The sequence below is a fragment of the Flavobacterium johnsoniae genome (assembly GCF_001879205.1).
GTDB lineage: Bacteria > Bacteroidota > Bacteroidia > Flavobacteriales > Flavobacteriaceae > Flavobacterium > Flavobacterium johnsoniae_A.
On the sequence record NZ_MLFK01000005.1, the window covers coordinates 399,319 to 417,106 of the forward strand.

15 protein-coding genes are annotated in these 17,788 nt (G+C 34.5%); 4 read left to right on the forward strand and 11 right to left on the reverse strand.

All coding sequences use genetic code 11. The features are described 5' to 3' along the window. From BKM63_RS07000 to BKM63_RS07040, 9 genes are all read right to left on the reverse strand, one after another. Positions 1–1,383: an alpha-amylase family glycosyl hydrolase gene (locus BKM63_RS07000; protein ID WP_071635903.1), complete on the reverse strand. Its 1,383-nt coding sequence runs from the start codon at positions 1,381–1,383 to the stop codon at positions 1–3. Between the two features lie 107 nt (positions 1,384–1,490). After that, the gene (locus BKM63_RS07005) at positions 1,491–2,573 is read right to left on the reverse strand and encodes a SusE domain-containing protein (RefSeq protein ID WP_071635904.1); all 1,083 of its coding nucleotides are present in this window, start codon (positions 2,571–2,573) and stop codon (positions 1,491–1,493) included. Positions 2,574–2,587: 14 nt separating this feature from the next. Next, complete coding sequence (locus BKM63_RS07010) at positions 2,588–4,096, reverse strand: RagB/SusD family nutrient uptake outer membrane protein (protein ID WP_071635905.1); 1,509 nt, start codon at positions 4,094–4,096, stop codon at positions 2,588–2,590. A gap of 8 nt (positions 4,097–4,104) precedes the next feature. Further along, a complete protein-coding gene (locus tag BKM63_RS07015) occupies positions 4,105–7,317 on the reverse strand; it encodes a TonB-dependent receptor (RefSeq protein ID WP_242661111.1) in 3,213 nt (1,070 codons plus the stop codon). A gap of 191 nt (positions 7,318–7,508) precedes the next feature. Continuing rightward, positions 7,509–8,687 carry a FecR family protein gene (locus BKM63_RS07020; protein WP_071635907.1) on the reverse strand — a complete coding sequence of 393 codons (1,179 nt, stop codon included), beginning with the start codon at positions 8,685–8,687 and terminating at the stop codon, positions 7,509–7,511. 296 nt (positions 8,688–8,983) lie between these two features. Next, a complete protein-coding gene (locus tag BKM63_RS07025; RefSeq protein WP_071635908.1) occupies positions 8,984–9,547 on the reverse strand; it encodes an RNA polymerase sigma-70 factor in 564 nt (187 codons plus the stop codon). A 397-nt stretch (positions 9,548–9,944) separates the two neighbouring features. After that, the gene (locus BKM63_RS07030) at positions 9,945–10,601 is read right to left on the reverse strand and encodes a hypothetical protein (RefSeq protein ID WP_008466087.1); all 657 of its coding nucleotides are present in this window, start codon (positions 10,599–10,601) and stop codon (positions 9,945–9,947) included. 119 nt (positions 10,602–10,720) lie between these two features. Beyond that, the gene (locus tag BKM63_RS07035; RefSeq protein ID WP_071635909.1) at positions 10,721–11,092 is read right to left on the reverse strand and encodes a YraN family protein; all 372 of its coding nucleotides are present in this window, start codon (positions 11,090–11,092) and stop codon (positions 10,721–10,723) included. A gap of 176 nt (positions 11,093–11,268) precedes the next feature. Next, positions 11,269–12,168 carry a S66 peptidase family protein gene (locus tag BKM63_RS07040; RefSeq protein WP_071635910.1) on the reverse strand — a complete coding sequence of 300 codons (900 nt, stop codon included), beginning with the start codon at positions 12,166–12,168 and terminating at the stop codon, positions 11,269–11,271. A gap of 208 nt (positions 12,169–12,376) precedes the next feature. On the opposite strand from BKM63_RS07040, the gene BKM63_RS07045 reads away from it, so the two are divergent. The 3 genes from BKM63_RS07045 (at position 12,377) to BKM63_RS07055 (ending at position 14,591) form a co-directional block, all read left to right on the forward strand. Then, positions 12,377–13,474, forward strand: coding sequence for an endonuclease (locus tag BKM63_RS07045; protein WP_071635911.1), 1,098 nt, complete (start codon positions 12,377–12,379; stop codon positions 13,472–13,474). 118 nt (positions 13,475–13,592) lie between these two features. Further along, a complete protein-coding gene (locus BKM63_RS07050) occupies positions 13,593–14,132 on the forward strand; it encodes a 3-hydroxyanthranilate 3,4-dioxygenase (protein ID WP_071635912.1) in 540 nt (179 codons plus the stop codon). 147 nt (positions 14,133–14,279) lie between these two features. Then, complete coding sequence (locus BKM63_RS07055; protein ID WP_071635913.1) at positions 14,280–14,591, forward strand: hypothetical protein; 312 nt, start codon at positions 14,280–14,282, stop codon at positions 14,589–14,591. 1 nt (position 14,592) lies between these two features. On the opposite strand, the gene BKM63_RS07060 is transcribed toward BKM63_RS07055, so the two are convergent. Beyond that, positions 14,593–14,883: a type II toxin-antitoxin system RelE/ParE family toxin gene (locus BKM63_RS07060; protein WP_071635914.1), complete on the reverse strand. Its 291-nt coding sequence runs from the start codon at positions 14,881–14,883 to the stop codon at positions 14,593–14,595. Positions 14,884–15,010: 127 nt separating this feature from the next. Then, positions 15,011–15,970 (reverse strand): MBL fold metallo-hydrolase, encoded by a 960-nt coding sequence (locus BKM63_RS07065; protein ID WP_071635915.1) that lies wholly within the window; start codon positions 15,968–15,970, stop codon positions 15,011–15,013. A 183-nt stretch (positions 15,971–16,153) separates the two neighbouring features. Between BKM63_RS07065 and amaB the strand changes: the two genes are divergently transcribed. Further along, positions 16,154–17,707 (forward strand): L-piperidine-6-carboxylate dehydrogenase, encoded by a 1,554-nt coding sequence (gene amaB, locus BKM63_RS07070; protein ID WP_071635916.1) that lies wholly within the window; start codon positions 16,154–16,156, stop codon positions 17,705–17,707. The last annotated feature ends 81 nt before the right edge of the window (positions 17,708–17,788 follow it).

Below are 17,788 nucleotides of genomic sequence, written 5' to 3' on the forward strand. Positions count from 1 at the left end.
TTAATTTTTCAATACTAGATATTGAAAAGGCTGTAAGGTTAAATCTGCTCCAACTGTTACAGAAGCACCTGTAAAAGCATCTTTCCAGTTTCCTTTTAAGGTAGATGGAATAAGTTGTTTTACAGTTGAATCAGTTAAATTTGAAAGTACAAATACTTTTTCAGAATCTTTAATCATGGTAAAAGCACTTACGGCATCGCTGCTGTAACCTGTAAATTCTCCGGTTTTAAGAGCATTGCTTGTGTTTCTAAAAGCGATGATTTTTTTGTACTCTGCCAGCATTTCAGTATCTGCTGTTGACCAGTCAATTGGAGTTTTTGCGAAATAATTCAATCTTTTGTTATAACCAATTTCCTGTCCGTTGTAAATCATAGGTACTGATTTTAAGTAAGCAGCAACAACAAACGCTGCGACAGATCCTTTCTTGCCTCCAAAAAGTTCTAACGGAGTTCCTTCGGTAAAGTTTACGTCGTGGTTGCTTGTATATCGAACTATTCTGTTTGCTGAGTTGTAATTGTTTGCATATTCTGTTGCATTTGACTCTTGGATAGTAGTCGCAGCTTTGTTTTCTTTGAAAAGTTTTTCTAAAGTACTGAAGAAATTAAAGCCAAAAGTATAGTCAAAACCTGATGCAAAGTGGTTGTATTTTGAACCTTCTGCAAGCATTAAAATTTCCTGATTCTTTTTAATTTTTCTCAATTTAGCAATAGCGTCTGTCCAGAAATTATTTGGCACAAAATCAGCATAATCGCATCTGAAACCATCAATATTAGCATTGTGAACCCAATATGACATGGCATCGATCATGGCATCTTTCATTTCATTATTTTCGAAGTTTAACTGGGCCACATCGTTGTAATTTGTTCCCGGCGGGATTATAATGTTGCCGTTTCCATCTTGCTGATACCAGTCTTTATGCTGTGTAATCCAGGCATTGTCCCAAGCTGTGTGATTAGCAACCCAGTCCAGAATAACTGCCATATTTTTTTTGTGTGCTTCTTCGACTAAAGTCTGTAGATCCTGCAGAGTTCCAAAATCCGGGTTTACGGCTTTATAATCTTTTACAGCGTATGGAGAACCTAATTCGCCAGATGCTTTTTCTTTTCCAACAGTAAAAACAGGCATTAAGTAAATAACATTTACGCCTAATTCCTGAATTTGAGAAAGTCTGTCCTGAACACCTTTTAATGTTCCGGCCTGACTAAAAGCACGAATATTTACCTGATAAATAATGGCATCTTCCCTTTTGGGCATTTTATCAAAAGGAGCGCCGTATTGTGTATACGGAGATTCTGGTGTTTTGTTATCGTCATCAGAAGAACTACATGACATAAATGCTAATGCAAGTACTAATCCGTAAACGAATTTTATATTAAATTTCATAATTATTTGAATTTGGCTGTAATAAATTTAGAGTTTAAGATAGCCTGCCTTTCGCTCAAAAAAGGCAGGTATCACTCAAACTAATCTAGCTATATTACAATGTTAGATTATTTTTTAACTATCGTACAAGTTGCTGTTGCCGGATAACCATTGCTTACAGGATCAACTTCATCAATTTTGAAAGTTACTTCGTAGACTCCCGCTTCCGGAATGTCGTAAGCACCTCCATTATCTAAATTAATAGTATTTGTAGAAGGGTCTGCTGGTCCATAATTGATAGTCCAGCTATTGTTTAGTCTAAATTTTAATGCTCCTGTTACTAAATTGGCTGTAATTTTCCATGTTTTTGTTTGATGATCGTAGTTCATAGGTGTACTGTTATCCCAGCCGCCGGCTTGAGAAGTTCCAACAATTCCCCATGAATACGGTGTTGAGCTCCATTTTAAAGTATTTAAATTTGCTTTTATTTGATAAGAACCGGCACCCGGAAGAACGAAGTTGGTATCGCTCATATTTTTTAGATCACTGTTTGTTGCTCCTGCACCGTAGAATTGAGTCCAATTTCTGGCTTTGTTAAATTTAAAAATTGGATCTCTATCAGCAGCAAGTGTCATGTAGCCCTGATAAACGCCTACTTGAATTTCATTTAATGATGCCGCCGTTTCTACATTCCATTCGCCCTGATAACTTCCCGGCATATAGATTTCGCCCATAACAACAGTTTTAAGGTAAGGCGTAACTGTTATTGTAATAGGATCTGAATAAATTCTATGATCCATAGTCGATTCTATACGAATTACTAATTCTCCTGCAGTGTCAGGTTTTAGACCTAAATCTGTGGCAATTTTATTTAATTCTGCTCCGGTAAATGATTTGCTTAAAACATCTTGACCTGCATCAATTCGTTTGGCTTTCTGCCAGGCTTCGCTTCCTTTAATGTCTGTAGTTAAATCAAATTGTATTGCATAACTCACAGGTGCACTAATAGGATATGTTACTTTTGGCCATGAAATAAGTAAGGCCGGCTGATCTGAAACGTCTTCTTTAAGTACAATTGTACTTGATGAGGCTTCTATCGCAGAAGGAAAAGTGACTGTTGCTAAGGTTGTTAATTGTCCTTCGGTTTCGCAGGAAGCAGCTAAAAAAAGCAAACTGCCTAATACGAATAATTTATTAATATATTTTTTCATAATAGTTTTTGTTTTTAATAACCCGGGTTTTGTTTAAGTCCACGATTTGCATCTAACGCTGATGTTGGAATTGGGAACAATTTTCTGAAAGATGGAGATGCTGGTCGGAATTCGTTTGCCAGTAAAAATTTGTCAAAACGAATCATATCCTGTCTCCTGTGGCCTTCCCAGTTTAATTCAAATCCTCTTTCATTGTAAATATCATCAAGAGTAGGATTGTGGTCTAAAGCAGCTAATCCTGCACGTTGTCTGATTTGATCTATAAAAGGCTTTGCAGCCGCAGAATTTCCTAAACGCGCATTACATTCTGCCATCATTAAAATTACATCAGCATATCTGTAAATAGGGAAGTCGTTCGAAGCGCCGCCGCCGCTTTTTACACCTGCCGGATAAAACTTCACATTACGAACTCCTGCCTGCGGTGCAGCTCCCGGATTGTCTAACGAAGCAACATCGAGCGTATAATTAAATCCTCCCGGCTGTTCTCCAAACAAAAATTGTTTTCTTCGAATATCGTTTACGTCATATTTCAGAAAGAAATCTTTTGGAACTATAGTTCCATTCCAGCCGCTTAATCCAAACATATTTGTACCCTGCGGACCGTATACACTGCGAACTGCATAAACATTTCGAGAAACAAGATCGAGAGTTGCGTAAATAGGCAGGATCGTTTCATCGTCTGGAAGGACGTCACCAAATAATTCATAATATTTATTTTTTAACGGACTTGCATCGTTTGCCTCGCCAGAATGCAGTGAAAAACCGCCTTCGCTTACTTTGTTACAAGCGGCTAAACACTCAGTCCATTTTGCTTGTCCTGTATATACTTCGGCATTTAAATATACTTTTGCTAATAAAGTATAACCAGCCCATTTATTGAATCTTCCGTAGTAATTACCACCTTTTGTAACTGAAAGTAATTCTACATTTTCGGTCAGTTCTTTTACTATAAAATCAAAAACTTCTTTACGGCTTGACTGCGGGATTTTATCAACAGTAATATTGTTGTCTGTATAAAAAGGAACATCGCCAAAATCATCAATCAATAAGTAATAAAAGAAAGCTCTCAGTACTTTTGCTTCGGCGATTTTTGAAGGTTCTGCATTTCCTTTTTCTAATAATTCAACTGCTAAATTGGCATTGAAAATACCTTTATACAACCAGTTCCATGTATTGTTGATGATAAATTCTGAAGGAAGCCATTCGTGTTTGTGTAAACGGGCAAAATCCTGCTGCCAGTTACCGTCATTTCTATGCGGAATTACCTGCTCATCTGATGACATACAATTCATGTCGTACCAGCCGTTATCTGCTCCTGCATAACCTACGCCTAGTACACCTTTACGTTCAAAATCACCCGGAATTTCTGCATAAACACTGGCAAGAGCTATATTGGCTCCTTCCGGAGTTCCATAAAAGCTGTCCGGCTGATATTTGTCGTAAATATTTTCGTTTATATCTGTACAGCTGAAAAGTGTCAGGAAACATGCGCTTCCTGCTATTACTATATTTTTAATTTTCATTTCTTCTACTATTTAAATTTTACAGTCAAACCAAATGCAACACTTCTGGTACGAGGATAAATTCCTTTATCGCCGCCAAAGTTATCATTAGGGTCACCACTTCCGCTTATGTTCAATTCCGGATCAACACCTGTGTAATCTGTAATTAACAGTAAATTATTTCCAGTAAGAGAAAGGCGTACAGAGTCTACATATTTATCTGTAAAGCGGAAAGTATATCCGGCAGTAACATTTTCTAAACGAACAAATGAACCATCTTCTAACCATGCATCAGATCCGTATGGAGAAGAAAAAATTCCTCTTTCAACAGCACTTTGTAAAACATTCGAACTACCTGTGTTTTCAAGCATGCTTAATCGTTGATTAAGATTGTTGTAAATTTTATTTCCTCCTGAACCTCTTACTAACATAGAAGCATCAAAGTTTTTGTATCTGTAAGACGGATTAAAGGCAAAAGTGTAAGTTGGCAGTGCAGAACCTGCATAATAACGATCTGCGCTTGTAGCTCCCTGATCTATTTTACCGTCTCCATCGCGGTCCTTTACGGTTTCTACACCATTACTATTTGTACCTGTACTTTCTAAAATATAAAATGAACCAATTGGTTTTCCCTGAACTAATAATGAGTTTGGCGCACCCCAGTTTACAAAGTTTGTATTTAAAGGAATACCGTTAATGCTTCCGCTTAAATTAAGAACTTCGTTTTTCATAAAAGACACATTTCCTGCTATTGTCAGCGTGCTGTTATCTGTTCTAATAACATCATAAGCAAGAGCAGCTTCTAAACCTTTGTTAGAAATGCTTCCCACATTGGCTTTAATTTTATTATACGGATAAGGAGGCTGAGGTACGGTATAATCAAATAAAAGATTATCAGTTCTGGAATCGTAAACATCAATGCTTCCTCTTAATCTGTTGTCTAAAAGAGCAAAATCAAGTCCAAGATTGGTTTGTTTTTTAGTTTCCCATTTTAAATCAGCATTTGCATTTTGAGAAATACCAAAATTGGTAATGATAGATCCTCCAAAATAAATATTTCCTGCGCTGTCAACTAATGGAAGGGAAGTCTGCGGATAAAGTCCCTGCTGGTTTCCTGTTTCACCATAACCGGCACGCAGTTTTAATTCGCTGAACAAAGTCTGGTTCATCATAAAAGGCTCTTTGTTAATCTGCCACGCAACAGATGCTGAAGGGAAATTCCCCCATTTGTTGTTGGTGCCAAATACAGATGAACCGTCACGTCTGATACTTGCCGTTAGTAAATAACGATCTAATAAAGAGTAGTTTAATCTTCCTAAATAAGAAACCAATGATCTGTCATTTTTATAAGATCTAATGTCTCCGGTTCGTACCTTTGATAAGTCTCCAAACTGAAGTGCATTATAAGTCGCTTCATCACTTATAAAACCTCTTGCCTGAGTATAATTGCCCTGATAAGTCTGACTTTGCCATTCGTATAAAGCCAATGCATTAAAACTGTGGATTCCGAAAGTTTTTTTATAAGTAAGGCTTAAATTGGTTAATTTTTCGTTTTGTTTTTTATTGTCGATGTTAGCAAAACCATGCTGTTCAACGGCATTAAAATCTGTTGACTCTGCCGGCATATAATAACCTGCTGTATAGTTTGTTTTTCTCCAGCTTCCAAACCAGTTTGCGCTAAAACCTTTACCTAAATCAAGATCGGCTTTTAAGCTTCCAAATAAATTATCTTCTTGTCTTTCATTTGTAACTTCTTGCGCAGCTGCATAAGGATTTAAGTAATGAAATACCGCAGGATCTGTAAAATAAGTTCCATCAGGATTATAAACAGGATCTGTTGGTCTTGCTAATAATGCATTTGTAATTAAGTTTGATGTATAAGCAACGGTACCAATACTTCCAATACTGCTGGTAATATTATTTACTCCGGAGTTTAAATTAAAAGTCAATTTTAATTTATCATTAAGAGCCATTTGTGTCGCCTGAATACGTCCGATGTATTTTTGGTTGTTTGAATTAATTACAACACCATCCTGCATAATAGCCGTTATAGATGCTCTGTAGTTAAATTTATCTGTTCCACCGCCAAATGATAATGTATGAGTCTGTGTGATTCCGGTTTCTGTTAAAAGACCGTACCAGTTTGTATTTGAACCATGATTTGCAGAAGCCGGAACACCATATTTTTGACCAGTTTCCCACCATTGGTCTGCACTTAGCATATCCAGTTTTTTTGGAATAAAATCAACAGAAGTTGATCCTGTATATTCGATCGTAGTTTTTCCTGCTTTGTTTTTCTTTGTCGTTACAATGATTATACCAGGTGCACCTCTCGAACCATAAACAGCAGTTGCAGAAGCATCTTTTAAAATATCGATACTTTCAATCTCACTTGGCGGAACCTGATTTAGTAAATCCATATTTCCCTGAATTCCGTCTACAACTACCAAAGGATCATTTCCTCCAATTAAAGAAGAAACACCACGAATACGAACACTTGGTCCGGAACCAGGCTCGCTTCCTATTTGAGTGATATTAACTCCGGCAGCTTTTCCGGAAATCAATTGTAAAGGATTTACAATCGCACCCTGATTCATATCTTTTGCTGCAATTGAAGAAACAGCTCCTGTTACATCTTTTTTGACTGTACTTCCATAACCAACCACTACAATTTCCTGAAGATCTGTCGCATCCGGAAAAAGCTGAATGTTTATTACCGTTTGATTTGCGGTTACTTTTTTCTCTTTATATCCCACAAAAGAAACAATAATTACAGCCTGAGCACTTTCGACAGTAAGTTTGTATTTTCCGTCAAAATCCGTTACCATTCCGTTTTTCGTTCCTTCTTCAGTAACAGAAGCGCCGGGCAAAGGCAGTCCGTTTTCATCTGTAATAATACCAGAAACGGTTTGTTTTTGAAATTGGATCACCTGTGTTTTCAGCTCGGGTTTTTTAAGGATAATCTGGGTGTCCCTGATTTTAAATTCAGTTGGAGTTCCTTTAAAAAGTTTATCTAAAACAACATATATCGATTGGTCTTTTACAGAAATAGAAACAGTTCTGTCTAAGTCAATATCATTTAGTTTGTAAATAAACCTGAAATCTGTTTTTTGTTCAATGGTCTCAATAACCTTTTCGATTGTTGAATTATTTAACTCAAGGGTAACTTTTGTTTTTTGGGCATAAGTATTCCCTCTAATATTAAACATGGCGACCAATATGAGTAGTGTAGTTAGTTTCAATTTTAGGTCATTTTGGAACACTCGGTATAGAAACCCAGTGTTCTTAGATTTTTTTTTCATAATTTTGTTAATTGATTGTAGTTAATTCGTTATATTCAATCACTTAGTTAATCGGAAATTGTTCGCAGCTCTTTCCGATTTTTTTATTCCCGTAATTTTATTCCATCATATTTTTTTATTGGTTTTAGTGGTTATTTAATTAGTATCTGATCGTTTTTTATAGTGTAATTAATACCGTGAATGTCGTTGAAGTAACTCATCACCTTATCAATAGATTCATCGCCAAAACTTGCATTGAATTTTTCGTTGGCCAGCTTCTCATTTTTGTTTACAATTGTAACATTATAGCGTCTTTCCAGTTTGGTAATAATGTTTTTGAAAGTCATGTTTCTAAAAGTCAGTCCGCCATTTACCCATGAAGTATAGATGTCTGTAATGACAGCTTTGGTCGAAATTTTGGCATTTTCTTTATTAAAACTTCCTTTAAATCCGGGTTTTAAGATTGTGTTTTTTGCAGCGTCAAATTCTGTTTTTGATTCATACATTCCCACAGATCCTTCAACCAAAACAACATCTGTCGAGGCATCTTCAGGATAATTTGACACATTGAAATGAGTTCCTAAAACTCTAACATTCAATTCATCAGCATTTACGATAAAAGGGTGTTTTTTGTCTTTTGCTACATCAAAAAAAGCTTCTCCATTAAGAAAAACCTGTCTGTTCTCGCCGGCAATAAATTTTACCGGATATTTTAAAGTCGTTCCTGAGTTTAAGTGAACAAATGTCCCGTCTGACAATTGAAGGCGGAATTTTTTTCCATAGGGAATTTTAATCGTGTTGTAAACTAATTTTTCGTTGTCTAAACTATTTTCATACACTATTTTGTCGCCATTTTGGTTCCCAACGATATTGCCATTTGCATCTTTTACCTGTGCTGAGGTCTGTTCAGACAAAATTTGAGTTTCGCCATTTTCTAACTGCAGTACAATGTCAGAGCTTTTGAAGTTAAACTCTTTTTCAAGAGGTTTGTCTGAAATGTTTTGTTTGTAGAAAAAGCCAATTCCCAATAAAACCACAATCGAGGCGGCAATAGAAATGTATTTTCTCAAATTCGATTTCCTTTCCGGAAGTTCAATTACAGATTCTTGTTCTTTTGAAGCAGATAAGATATTCATAAAAATGTCATCTGCAGTTTTTTTATCCATTTGAGGCATTTCGCTAAGAAGATTTTGAATGTCTTCAACGGTTGGGAAATCATCTGTAAGCTGGTTTTTTTTGTAATAGGCAATTACCTCGTTTGTTTCTTCGGGCGTACATTGGTTTAAAACAAACTTTTGCAAAAGGCTTTTTATTTCAGAGTTTGAATTCATTACGAATTGTTTTTGGTGGGGTTTTTATATAATACAGTTGAAAAGGATTTGAGTACTACTCAAACGTTGTAAATTTTTAAATTTTAACATTTGGATGTTGTTTTTAAATTGTAAAGCATTGATTTTAAGTAATTATTAAAAAATATTTTTTTTGAGGTAAGTAGAAATCTTTGTCAAAGTTTAAAACTTTGACAAAGATGAACTGCAAAAATGTTAATCATAGTCTAAATGAAATGGTAGCCACAAAAAAAAAATCACCCTAAAAGAGTGATTTAATTGGTTAAAAATGGTTTTGGTTAGATAATCTCATCATGAACTTGAAAAAAGACTCGCATCGATTCTAATGCCTTGCTCATTTGGTTCCTGACAGTATTTATAGAGATGCCGAGTTCCTGACTAATTTCTTCGTAACTCATGCCTTTCTTTCGTGACATTTTAAAAATTTGTTTCCGCTTTGGCGGTAATTGTTTCATCGCCTGTTTTTGAAGTTTTTTACAATCTTCTTCGCGAATAGAGTAATCTCCGTATTCATGCGATTTTTGGCTTTCATAAAAAACAGCTTCTTTCAGTGCCAGATCATTTGCTGCTCTATTCAATAAATTAAAGGCCTGATTTCTGGCAATTGTAAAAATATAGGCTTTAAAGGACTGTTCTAAGTTTAGGTTTTCCCGATGCTGCCATACTTTCATAAAAACATCCTGAACATTTTCTTCGGCAGCTTCTTTCGATTTTAATAAACTAATGCTGTAACCATAGATAACCTGATAATACAAATCAAAAAGGGAACGAAATGCTTTTTCGCTGCCATTTTTGAGTTCGCTTACCAATAATTTGTCGTTATAATCTTTGGCTTCTAACATTAAATTAATTAGTTTGTATTTAAATCTAATTATATTACGATACTATTAAAAATCGATACTCTAATGCATTGAGTGGTTAGCAAATATATAAAAATATTATTCGCAGCAAAAAATGCCAAAAAAAACTTATTTCTGTTTTTTTAAGTTTATTTCGGCTGAAATCTCAGTAAACACGGTGTTAAAATGCTTTTTGTCAAGTTGATATCTTTTTGGCTAAAATTTTAAAAATTAACTATAAGTAAGTTGTGTTTTTGAGAATATTCTTATTGTAGTTCCAAATACATAAAAACTTTAAAACAGAAAATTGTAAAAAAAATCCTTTTGTCTTTTCCTGATTAAGACAAAAGGATTTATAATTCCGAATCGTTTAATGATTCTTAATTTCTATAATTTCAGATTAGTTTTTCAAATCTTTGATTACTTTAAAAGCAACATCAACCTGATCTTCACCAACCAAAATTGTAAATTCATTTGAAGTAGAAATTACCTCGTTTATAATGATTCCTTCCCAAGCTAAACGCTGGAAAATAAAGTAGTAAATTCCCGGGACTACGATGTTTTCTTTCGGTAATTTTACAGTAATTGATGCTAAATTATCTAATTTTTGAATTAGTTTTTCTCTCATAAAGTGCTTTTCAACTAAATGATTTACACTGCTGCTTACCACAATATTAGTTTCGTTTACCCCACGAGAAGAGGTGTAGAAAATATCAGATAAAGCATTAATATCAGAGATTAAGTCTGCTTGTTTGTTTAAAACAGTTTCAGATGCAGCAAAAGTGTAATCTGTTAATTCAGATCTTACGGTAATCTCACCAATGTTTTTAATTACTTTGTTGATTTTGTGGTTTAGTTTAAAATCTAATTCCTCAGTCAAACGTTTTAGAGACATTACTACCGCACCTTGTTTTACCTCCTTACCAAACTCACTTTCAAGCTCAGTCATAATGTTCCGAGAAAGAGAAGTCAGGTTAATAATCCCTAGAGATAAAGCGTTTAAGAGAAATGGTTTCGTTTTGATGTAATTTTCGACGATTGAAGAAACGGTTTTCATAGTTTTTTTTCTTTTTTTTTGTAACTTAATTGGGTTGGTTTAGTTAATTTGATGTTATAAATCTTAGCAAAGATAAATAAAAAAACAATTTGTTACAATTATAACAATAAAAAATTATGTTAAAAGTGATAAAAAGCATCGGTAAAATGTTCAATTGCAAATGTTTCCCCGTTTTTATGGATCGCAATGATATCAAAACGAACATTTAAATCATCCTGTAAATCCTTTTCCCTATAGTTTATGTAGGCATTTACTGCTTTTATGAGCAGCTGAATTTTTTTTGGTTTCACAAAATCCTGTGGAGAACCAAAATCTAAACTCGATCTTGTTTTAACTTCCACTACAGCCAAAGTATTTTCTTTTTGGGCAATAATATCTATTTCTGCTTTTTGGAAACTCCAATTTCGGTCGAGAATTTCATATCCGTTTTGTTGAAGATATTCTACAGCAAGTTCTTCTCCTTTTTTTCCAAGTTCGTTATGTTCTGCCATTTTTTAGTTTTCAGTCTCAGTCTCAGTTTTCAGTCTGGAGCTGTGTTTTATTATACAAAAATTTGTTCCATAAAGAGAAACGCAAAGTCGGAAAGTAATTTTAAACTTTTCGTCTTTGCGTCTCTGCGACATTTTATGTGGTATTTTTGAATCTTCCCTAAAAGGGAATTAGAGCGTTATTTCTGGAAAATAACAGTACTTCCGGATGCATTTACATCAATAGAAATGGTGCTTCCCATAATTAAGGCGCGATTATCCTGTACATGGCCGGCAGGGAAATTGAAAATCACCGGAATATTGTATTTCTTGGTAACACCATCAATAATTTCTAATGCATTTTTACCCCAAGGCACTTCATTATCTTTCATTTTAGTCATGCCGCCAATGATAATTCCTTTTAAGTTTTCGATGCAGCCGTTACGTCTTAAATTCATCATCATACGATCGATATGGTATAGATATTCATCTAAATCTTCAATAAACAGGATTTTATCTTTACAGTCAATTGCAGAAGGAGAGCCTAACAAACTATATAAGATCGAAAGATTCCCGCCCACTAATTCACCTTTCGCCTGACCAAAACGGTTCATTTTATCCGGACCAATGGAGTAGGAAAGAGGTTCGCCAAACAAACTCGATTTCATTGAACTAATGGCAGCCGGAGTTGCACGCGGAATTGTAACGGGCATTACACCGTGAATGGATTTATAGCCCATCGTGTTTAAATGATTGTGCAAAACAGTAACATCACTAAAACCAATAACCCATTTTGGATGTTGCTTAAATTTTGTGAAATCAAGTAAATCCAGCATTCTAACTGTTCCATAACCACCACGCACGCACCAAATGGCTTTTATATTTGGATTGTCTAACTGTTTTTGAAAATCGGCGGCACGTTGCTCATCTGTTCCGGCTAATTGGTGGTAATCCAGCCCAATAGAACTTCCAATTACGGCTTCTATCCCCCAGCTTTTTAGCAAATCTATTGTTGGTTTTAAATTATCGTCGATGTTTTTTCTGGCTGTTGCCACAAGAGCTACAGTATCTCCTTTTTGTAAATAAGGTGGTGTTATCATGATTTGTTGGGATTGACAGGTAAATGAATGTAAAGCAAAAATAAGAAATGCCAGTTTAGCGTAATTAAAATAATTTGTGATACAAAAGCTTTTCATGTTTTGTTGTGCTTGATTTTAAAATAAAAGAGTTGCAATAAATAATCACCTAAACAAAAATATTGAAAATTCTTACAATTTATTTAAATTAGGCGCTTTAATTTTTAAAGTTATGCAAATTATTAAATTTCACTTTTGTTTACTCGCCTTTTTTATAATTTCTCTTTCAAACGCCCAATCAAAAAAATACATTATACACACTGCCGCATTTTACAATTTCGAAAATCTATTTGATATTTATGATGATGAAAGCACAAATGACAATGAGTGGACACCGGCCGGAGCGCAGCATTGGACAAAAGAAAAGTACGAACAAAAACTAAAAAATCTTGCAAGGGTAATTTCAGAAATTGGAAAACCTGAAAATTCAAACGCTCCAACATTGCTTGCTTGTTCCGAGGTTGAGAATCGGGGTGTTCTCGAAGATTTAGTTAAACAAGAAAAAATTGCTGATTATGATTACGGAATTATACATTTTGATTCGCCGGATCAACGTGGAATTGATGTGGCGCTTTTATATCAAAAAAAGTATTTCAGGCCGACTTCTTATACTAATATTCCGCTGTTAATCTATAAAAATAAAACCCTTATTCAGGAAAATAATAATGAAGACTTAGGAGATGTTGAAGTAAAAAAGGATCTTAAAAATAGAGTTTTTACCAGAGATCAGCTTTTGATAACCGGTTTTCTCGAAGACGAAGAAATACATATTATTGTAAATCACTGGCCGTCTAGATCTGGCGGAGAAAAAGCCAGCAGTCCTTTTCGTGAAGCTGCCGGTCGATTAAACAGAAAAATAATTGATTCGTTACAGCAAATAAATCCAATGGCGAAAGTTTTAACGATGGGAGATTTAAACGACGGACCGTTTAATAAAAGTGTAAAAATTGCTTTAGAAGCAAAAGCTAAAAAAGCGGAAGTTCCTGAATTTGGAGTTTATAATCCGTTTGAAGAAATGGCAGGAAAAGGAATGGGAACTCTGGCTTTTCGGGATTCCTGGGATATTTTTGATCAAATAATTATGACTAAGTCTTTTATAGAACCTGACTTTTCGAGCTTTAAATTCTGGAAAGCCGGGATTTTTACTAAGCCATATCTTATTCAGACTTCTGGAAAATACAAAGGATATCCGTTGCGAAATACTTTGACAGATGCCGGATTCAGCGATCATTTTCCGGTCTATATTTATTTGATACGCGAAATGAAATAGTCTCAGCATTCAGTCTCGGTCGCAGATTTAAATTACCAAATCAAAGACTGAAAACTGCGACCGCGACTGTACACTAAAATACTTTTCACTACCTTAGCTTTTCATAAAATTTGAAAAAATGGCTATAGCAAAACCATTCAATCTAACAAAATGGATTGAAGATAACCGACAACTATTAAAACCACCCGTTGGAAATAAAAATCTATATGTTGATTCAGGCGACTATATCGTAATGATTGTTGCCGGACCCAATGCCCGAAAAGATTATCATTATAATGAAACCGAAGAACTTTTCTATCAATTAGAAGGAAGCATAAAAGTAGTGATCCAGGAAGATGGCGAGCGCAAAGAAATGGAATTAAATGCCGGAGATATGTATTTACATCCTGCTAAAGTGCCGCATTCTCCCGTACGTTCCGAAGGTTCAATTGGATTGGTAATTGAGCGAAAACGTGCCGGAAAAGGATATACCGACGGACTTCTTTGGCATTGCGATAACTGCAATCACAAATTATATGAAGTGTTTTTTGAATTGCATAATATAGAGAAAGACTTTCTTCCGCATTTCGAACATTTTTATAATTCAGAAGAATTAAGAACCTGCGATAAATGCGGTACCGTAATGGAAACAGATCCTAGATTTACAGCTAAGAAATAATTGATTGAGTATAAAAACCCGACAGTCCCGAAGCCTCGGGATAAAACTTGTAGGGTTATTTTTTTAATATTTTATGAATAAAATGAAATGTAAATAATCGTTTTTGATGTATTTTTGTATCATAAATGAGATATAAAAACATCAATTATGATACAAGAGATAATTGCATATAAGAATATAGTAGATAATATTGAGATTTTAATGGAAAAATCACCGTATAAAAAAAACTATATTATTGAAAAAATTGGTATTCCAAGTCCAACGTTTTATAGAAAATTAAAAAATCAATCATTTACACCAGATGAAGTATTGTCTATTGCAAAAATACTTTCACCGGAAGAAAATTTTATTCTGGAATTGAAAGCTAATATTGAGCAGGGAAAACGTGATCTGAAGAACGGGGATTTTATAACACATGAGGAAATGTTAGCCGAATTTAAAAGTAAAAACCTAATATAAATTACAAATCAATTGTATTTAAAGGTTTTTGACGACTGTTGTGGAAAGTGATTAATTCTATGTAATCTTTTCCTATTTGATAATATAAAGTTACGTGTCGTGAAATTATTATTTCTCTACATTCCAAGCTTGAATTGTATTTTCCAAGCAGAGTGTTTTTTCCTAATAAGTCGAGGATGTGTAAAACATCTTTGATGAATTTTTGGGCTATTGATTGCGACCAAAATTGTTCTAAGTAATTTCGAATATTGTAAAAGGTGTATTTCGCTTTTTCAGACCAAACAATTTTCATAAAACAAAATTTATTTGCTAAAATATAAAAATTAGCTTACAAATAAATTGTTTTACACCTCAAAACCTGAATAAATTTTGTAAGCTAAAAAATCCGTTTAATCCGCGTAATCTGCGGTCTAAATAAATTACAACTCAAATCTTTTCCCCTGCTGCGGGTAAATAATCTTCAGTCCCAGATCATTTTGATTTTTCAACTGCTCTTTAATTTTGGTAATACTTTTAGCAGGAGGTTTTAAATGAGTAATAATTATTTTGAAATTATTTAAAGAACCTTTTCCGGCTAATTCTTCTAAAATGTGAAGTTCAGCCATTAAGTGATTTGGAGTTAAATGCCCAAATAAAAATTTATCCGGCTGCTCATTTGGAAACGAAACTTCGATAAATATTCCTTTCAATTGTTTGCTTTGAACCAAAGGTGCAGCTGCTATCCATAAAGCTTTTAATTTATCGCTTTTTTCTACAGAATCCGGACCGGTATCTCCTAAATATAAAACGTAATTATCTTCATTTTTAATTAAAAAAGCAGTGCTTTCAAACGGATTAACATGGCTTAAAGGAAAAGCTTTAACTGTCATTTTTGTATTAGTAAGCTGTGTTTCTTCGCCTAAATTTAAAGTTTGAAAATGATATTTTTTCAACGGAAATCCTACGCCTTTATCTCCAAAATTAGCCCAGGTTTGATCATTAAAATAATGGTTTTCCATCATTTCCATACATTTTTCAGTTGCGTAAACCGTTTTAGAAGAATCGGCAGGAGAATTAATAATCAGCCCCGAAACGTGATCTAAATGCGCATGCGAAATCAAGTATCCTTTTATATATTTTCTTAAAACTTCACTTGTTGAAACTTTAAAAACTTTATTTTCAATTGCCTTTTCTATTCCGGCATTTAAGGTTCCGGCATCTAAACAAATGAAATCCTTTGTATTAGAAGGTGCAACTAAATAAGCCGAAAGATTTTTTTCGTCAATACCGCCTTTAATCCCTAAAGGAACAACCTGAAAAGATGATTTTTGTTCTTTTTGAGAAAATGCATTAAATGAAACTAAAATAAAACAAAGGAAAAGCCGACTTAAAATGGTCATATTATTAATTATTAGAAGTGCAAATTTCATCAAATTTTGCGAATAAATCATGATGAGTTTGCGTTAATACTTATATAATAACGCTAAATTTACTTTGTTTTTAATAATTCAATTCAATTTGAAATTAATTCTAAAACAATATCTTTACATAAAAATATAACAATTTTAACTAAAAAAGTTACAATGACAACAATAGCATCACAATTTGGCATGAATGAAGCTTTGGAAAAACTGGGAATAAAACTGGTAAATGAAGGAACTTCAACTGGAATAGAAAATTTTTCATCGGGCGAAATTTTAGATAGTTTTTCTCCTGTAGACGGAAAATTAATTGCATCTGTAAAGACTTCAACTCTTGAAGATTACGAAAAAGTAATGCGTTCGGCAACTGAAGCTTTTAAAACTTTTAAATTAATTCCTGCACCGCAACGTGGAGAAATTGTACGTCAGTTTGGAGAAAAGTTACGCCAGAATAAAGAAGCTCTTGGTAAATTGGTTTCTTATGAAATGGGAAAATCATTGCAGGAAGGTTACGGAGAAGTTCAGGAAATGATCGATATCTGTGATTTTGCTGTGGGATTATCACGCCAGTTACACGGTTTAACAATGCATTCTGAAAGACCAGGACATAGAATGTACGAACAATATCATTCATTAGGAATCGTTGGAATTATTTCTGCTTTTAATTTCCCGGTTGCAGTTTGGTCATGGAATACAGCTTTGGCCTGGATTTCCGGAGATGTATGTGTCTGGAAGCCTTCTGAAAAAACACCACTTTGCGGTATTGCCTGTCAAAATATAATTGCTCAGGTTATTAAAGAAAATAATCTTCCGGAAGGAATTTCTTGTTTAATAAATGGAGATTATCAAATAGGTGAACTGCTGACAAAAGATACTCGTATTCCGTTAATTTCTGCAACAGGTTCAACCCGAATGGGAAAAATTGTGGCTCAGACGGTTGCCGGAAGATTAGGAAAATCGCTACTGGAGCTGGGAGGAAACAACGCAATTATTGTAACCCCAGACGCTGATATTAAAATGACGGTCATTGGAGCAGTTTTTGGAGCAGTTGGAACAGCCGGACAGCGTTGTACTTCAACCCGAAGATTGATTATTCATGAAAGTATTTATGATAAAGTAAAAGAAGCGATAGTTGCCGCTTACAAACAACTGCGAATCGGAAATCCGCTTGACGAAAACAATCACGTAGGCCCGCTGATTGACACTAATGCGGTTGAGCAATATGCTGTTGCTTTGAACAGAGTCGTTGCCGAAGGAGGTAAAATTTTGGTTGAAGGCGGTGTGCTTTCAGGAGAAGGTTATGAAAGCGGCTGTTATGTAAAACCTGCAATTGCTGAGGCAGAAAACTCTTTTGCTATTGTACAGCACGAAACTTTTGCTCCGGTTTTATACCTAATTAAATATTCTGGAGATGTTGATAATGCTATCGAGCTTCAAAACGGAGTGGGGCAAGGATTATCTTCTGCAATTATGACAAATAATTTACGTGAAGCCGAAAGATTCTTGTCTGTTGTAGGTTCTGACTGTGGAATTGCGAATGTGAACATTGGAACTTCTGGAGCTGAAATCGGAGGTGCTTTTGGTGGTGAAAAAGAAACCGGAGGCGGACGAGAATCTGGTTCTGATGCCTGGAAAATCTATATGCGACGTCAGACAAATACAATTAATTATACCACAAATCTTCCTTTGGCACAAGGAATTAAATTTGATTTGTAAAAATATAATTTATCCTAAAAACCACTTTTTCTGTTTGGAAGAAGTGGTTTTTTTTATGCAAAATTTACAGCAATTTATCTA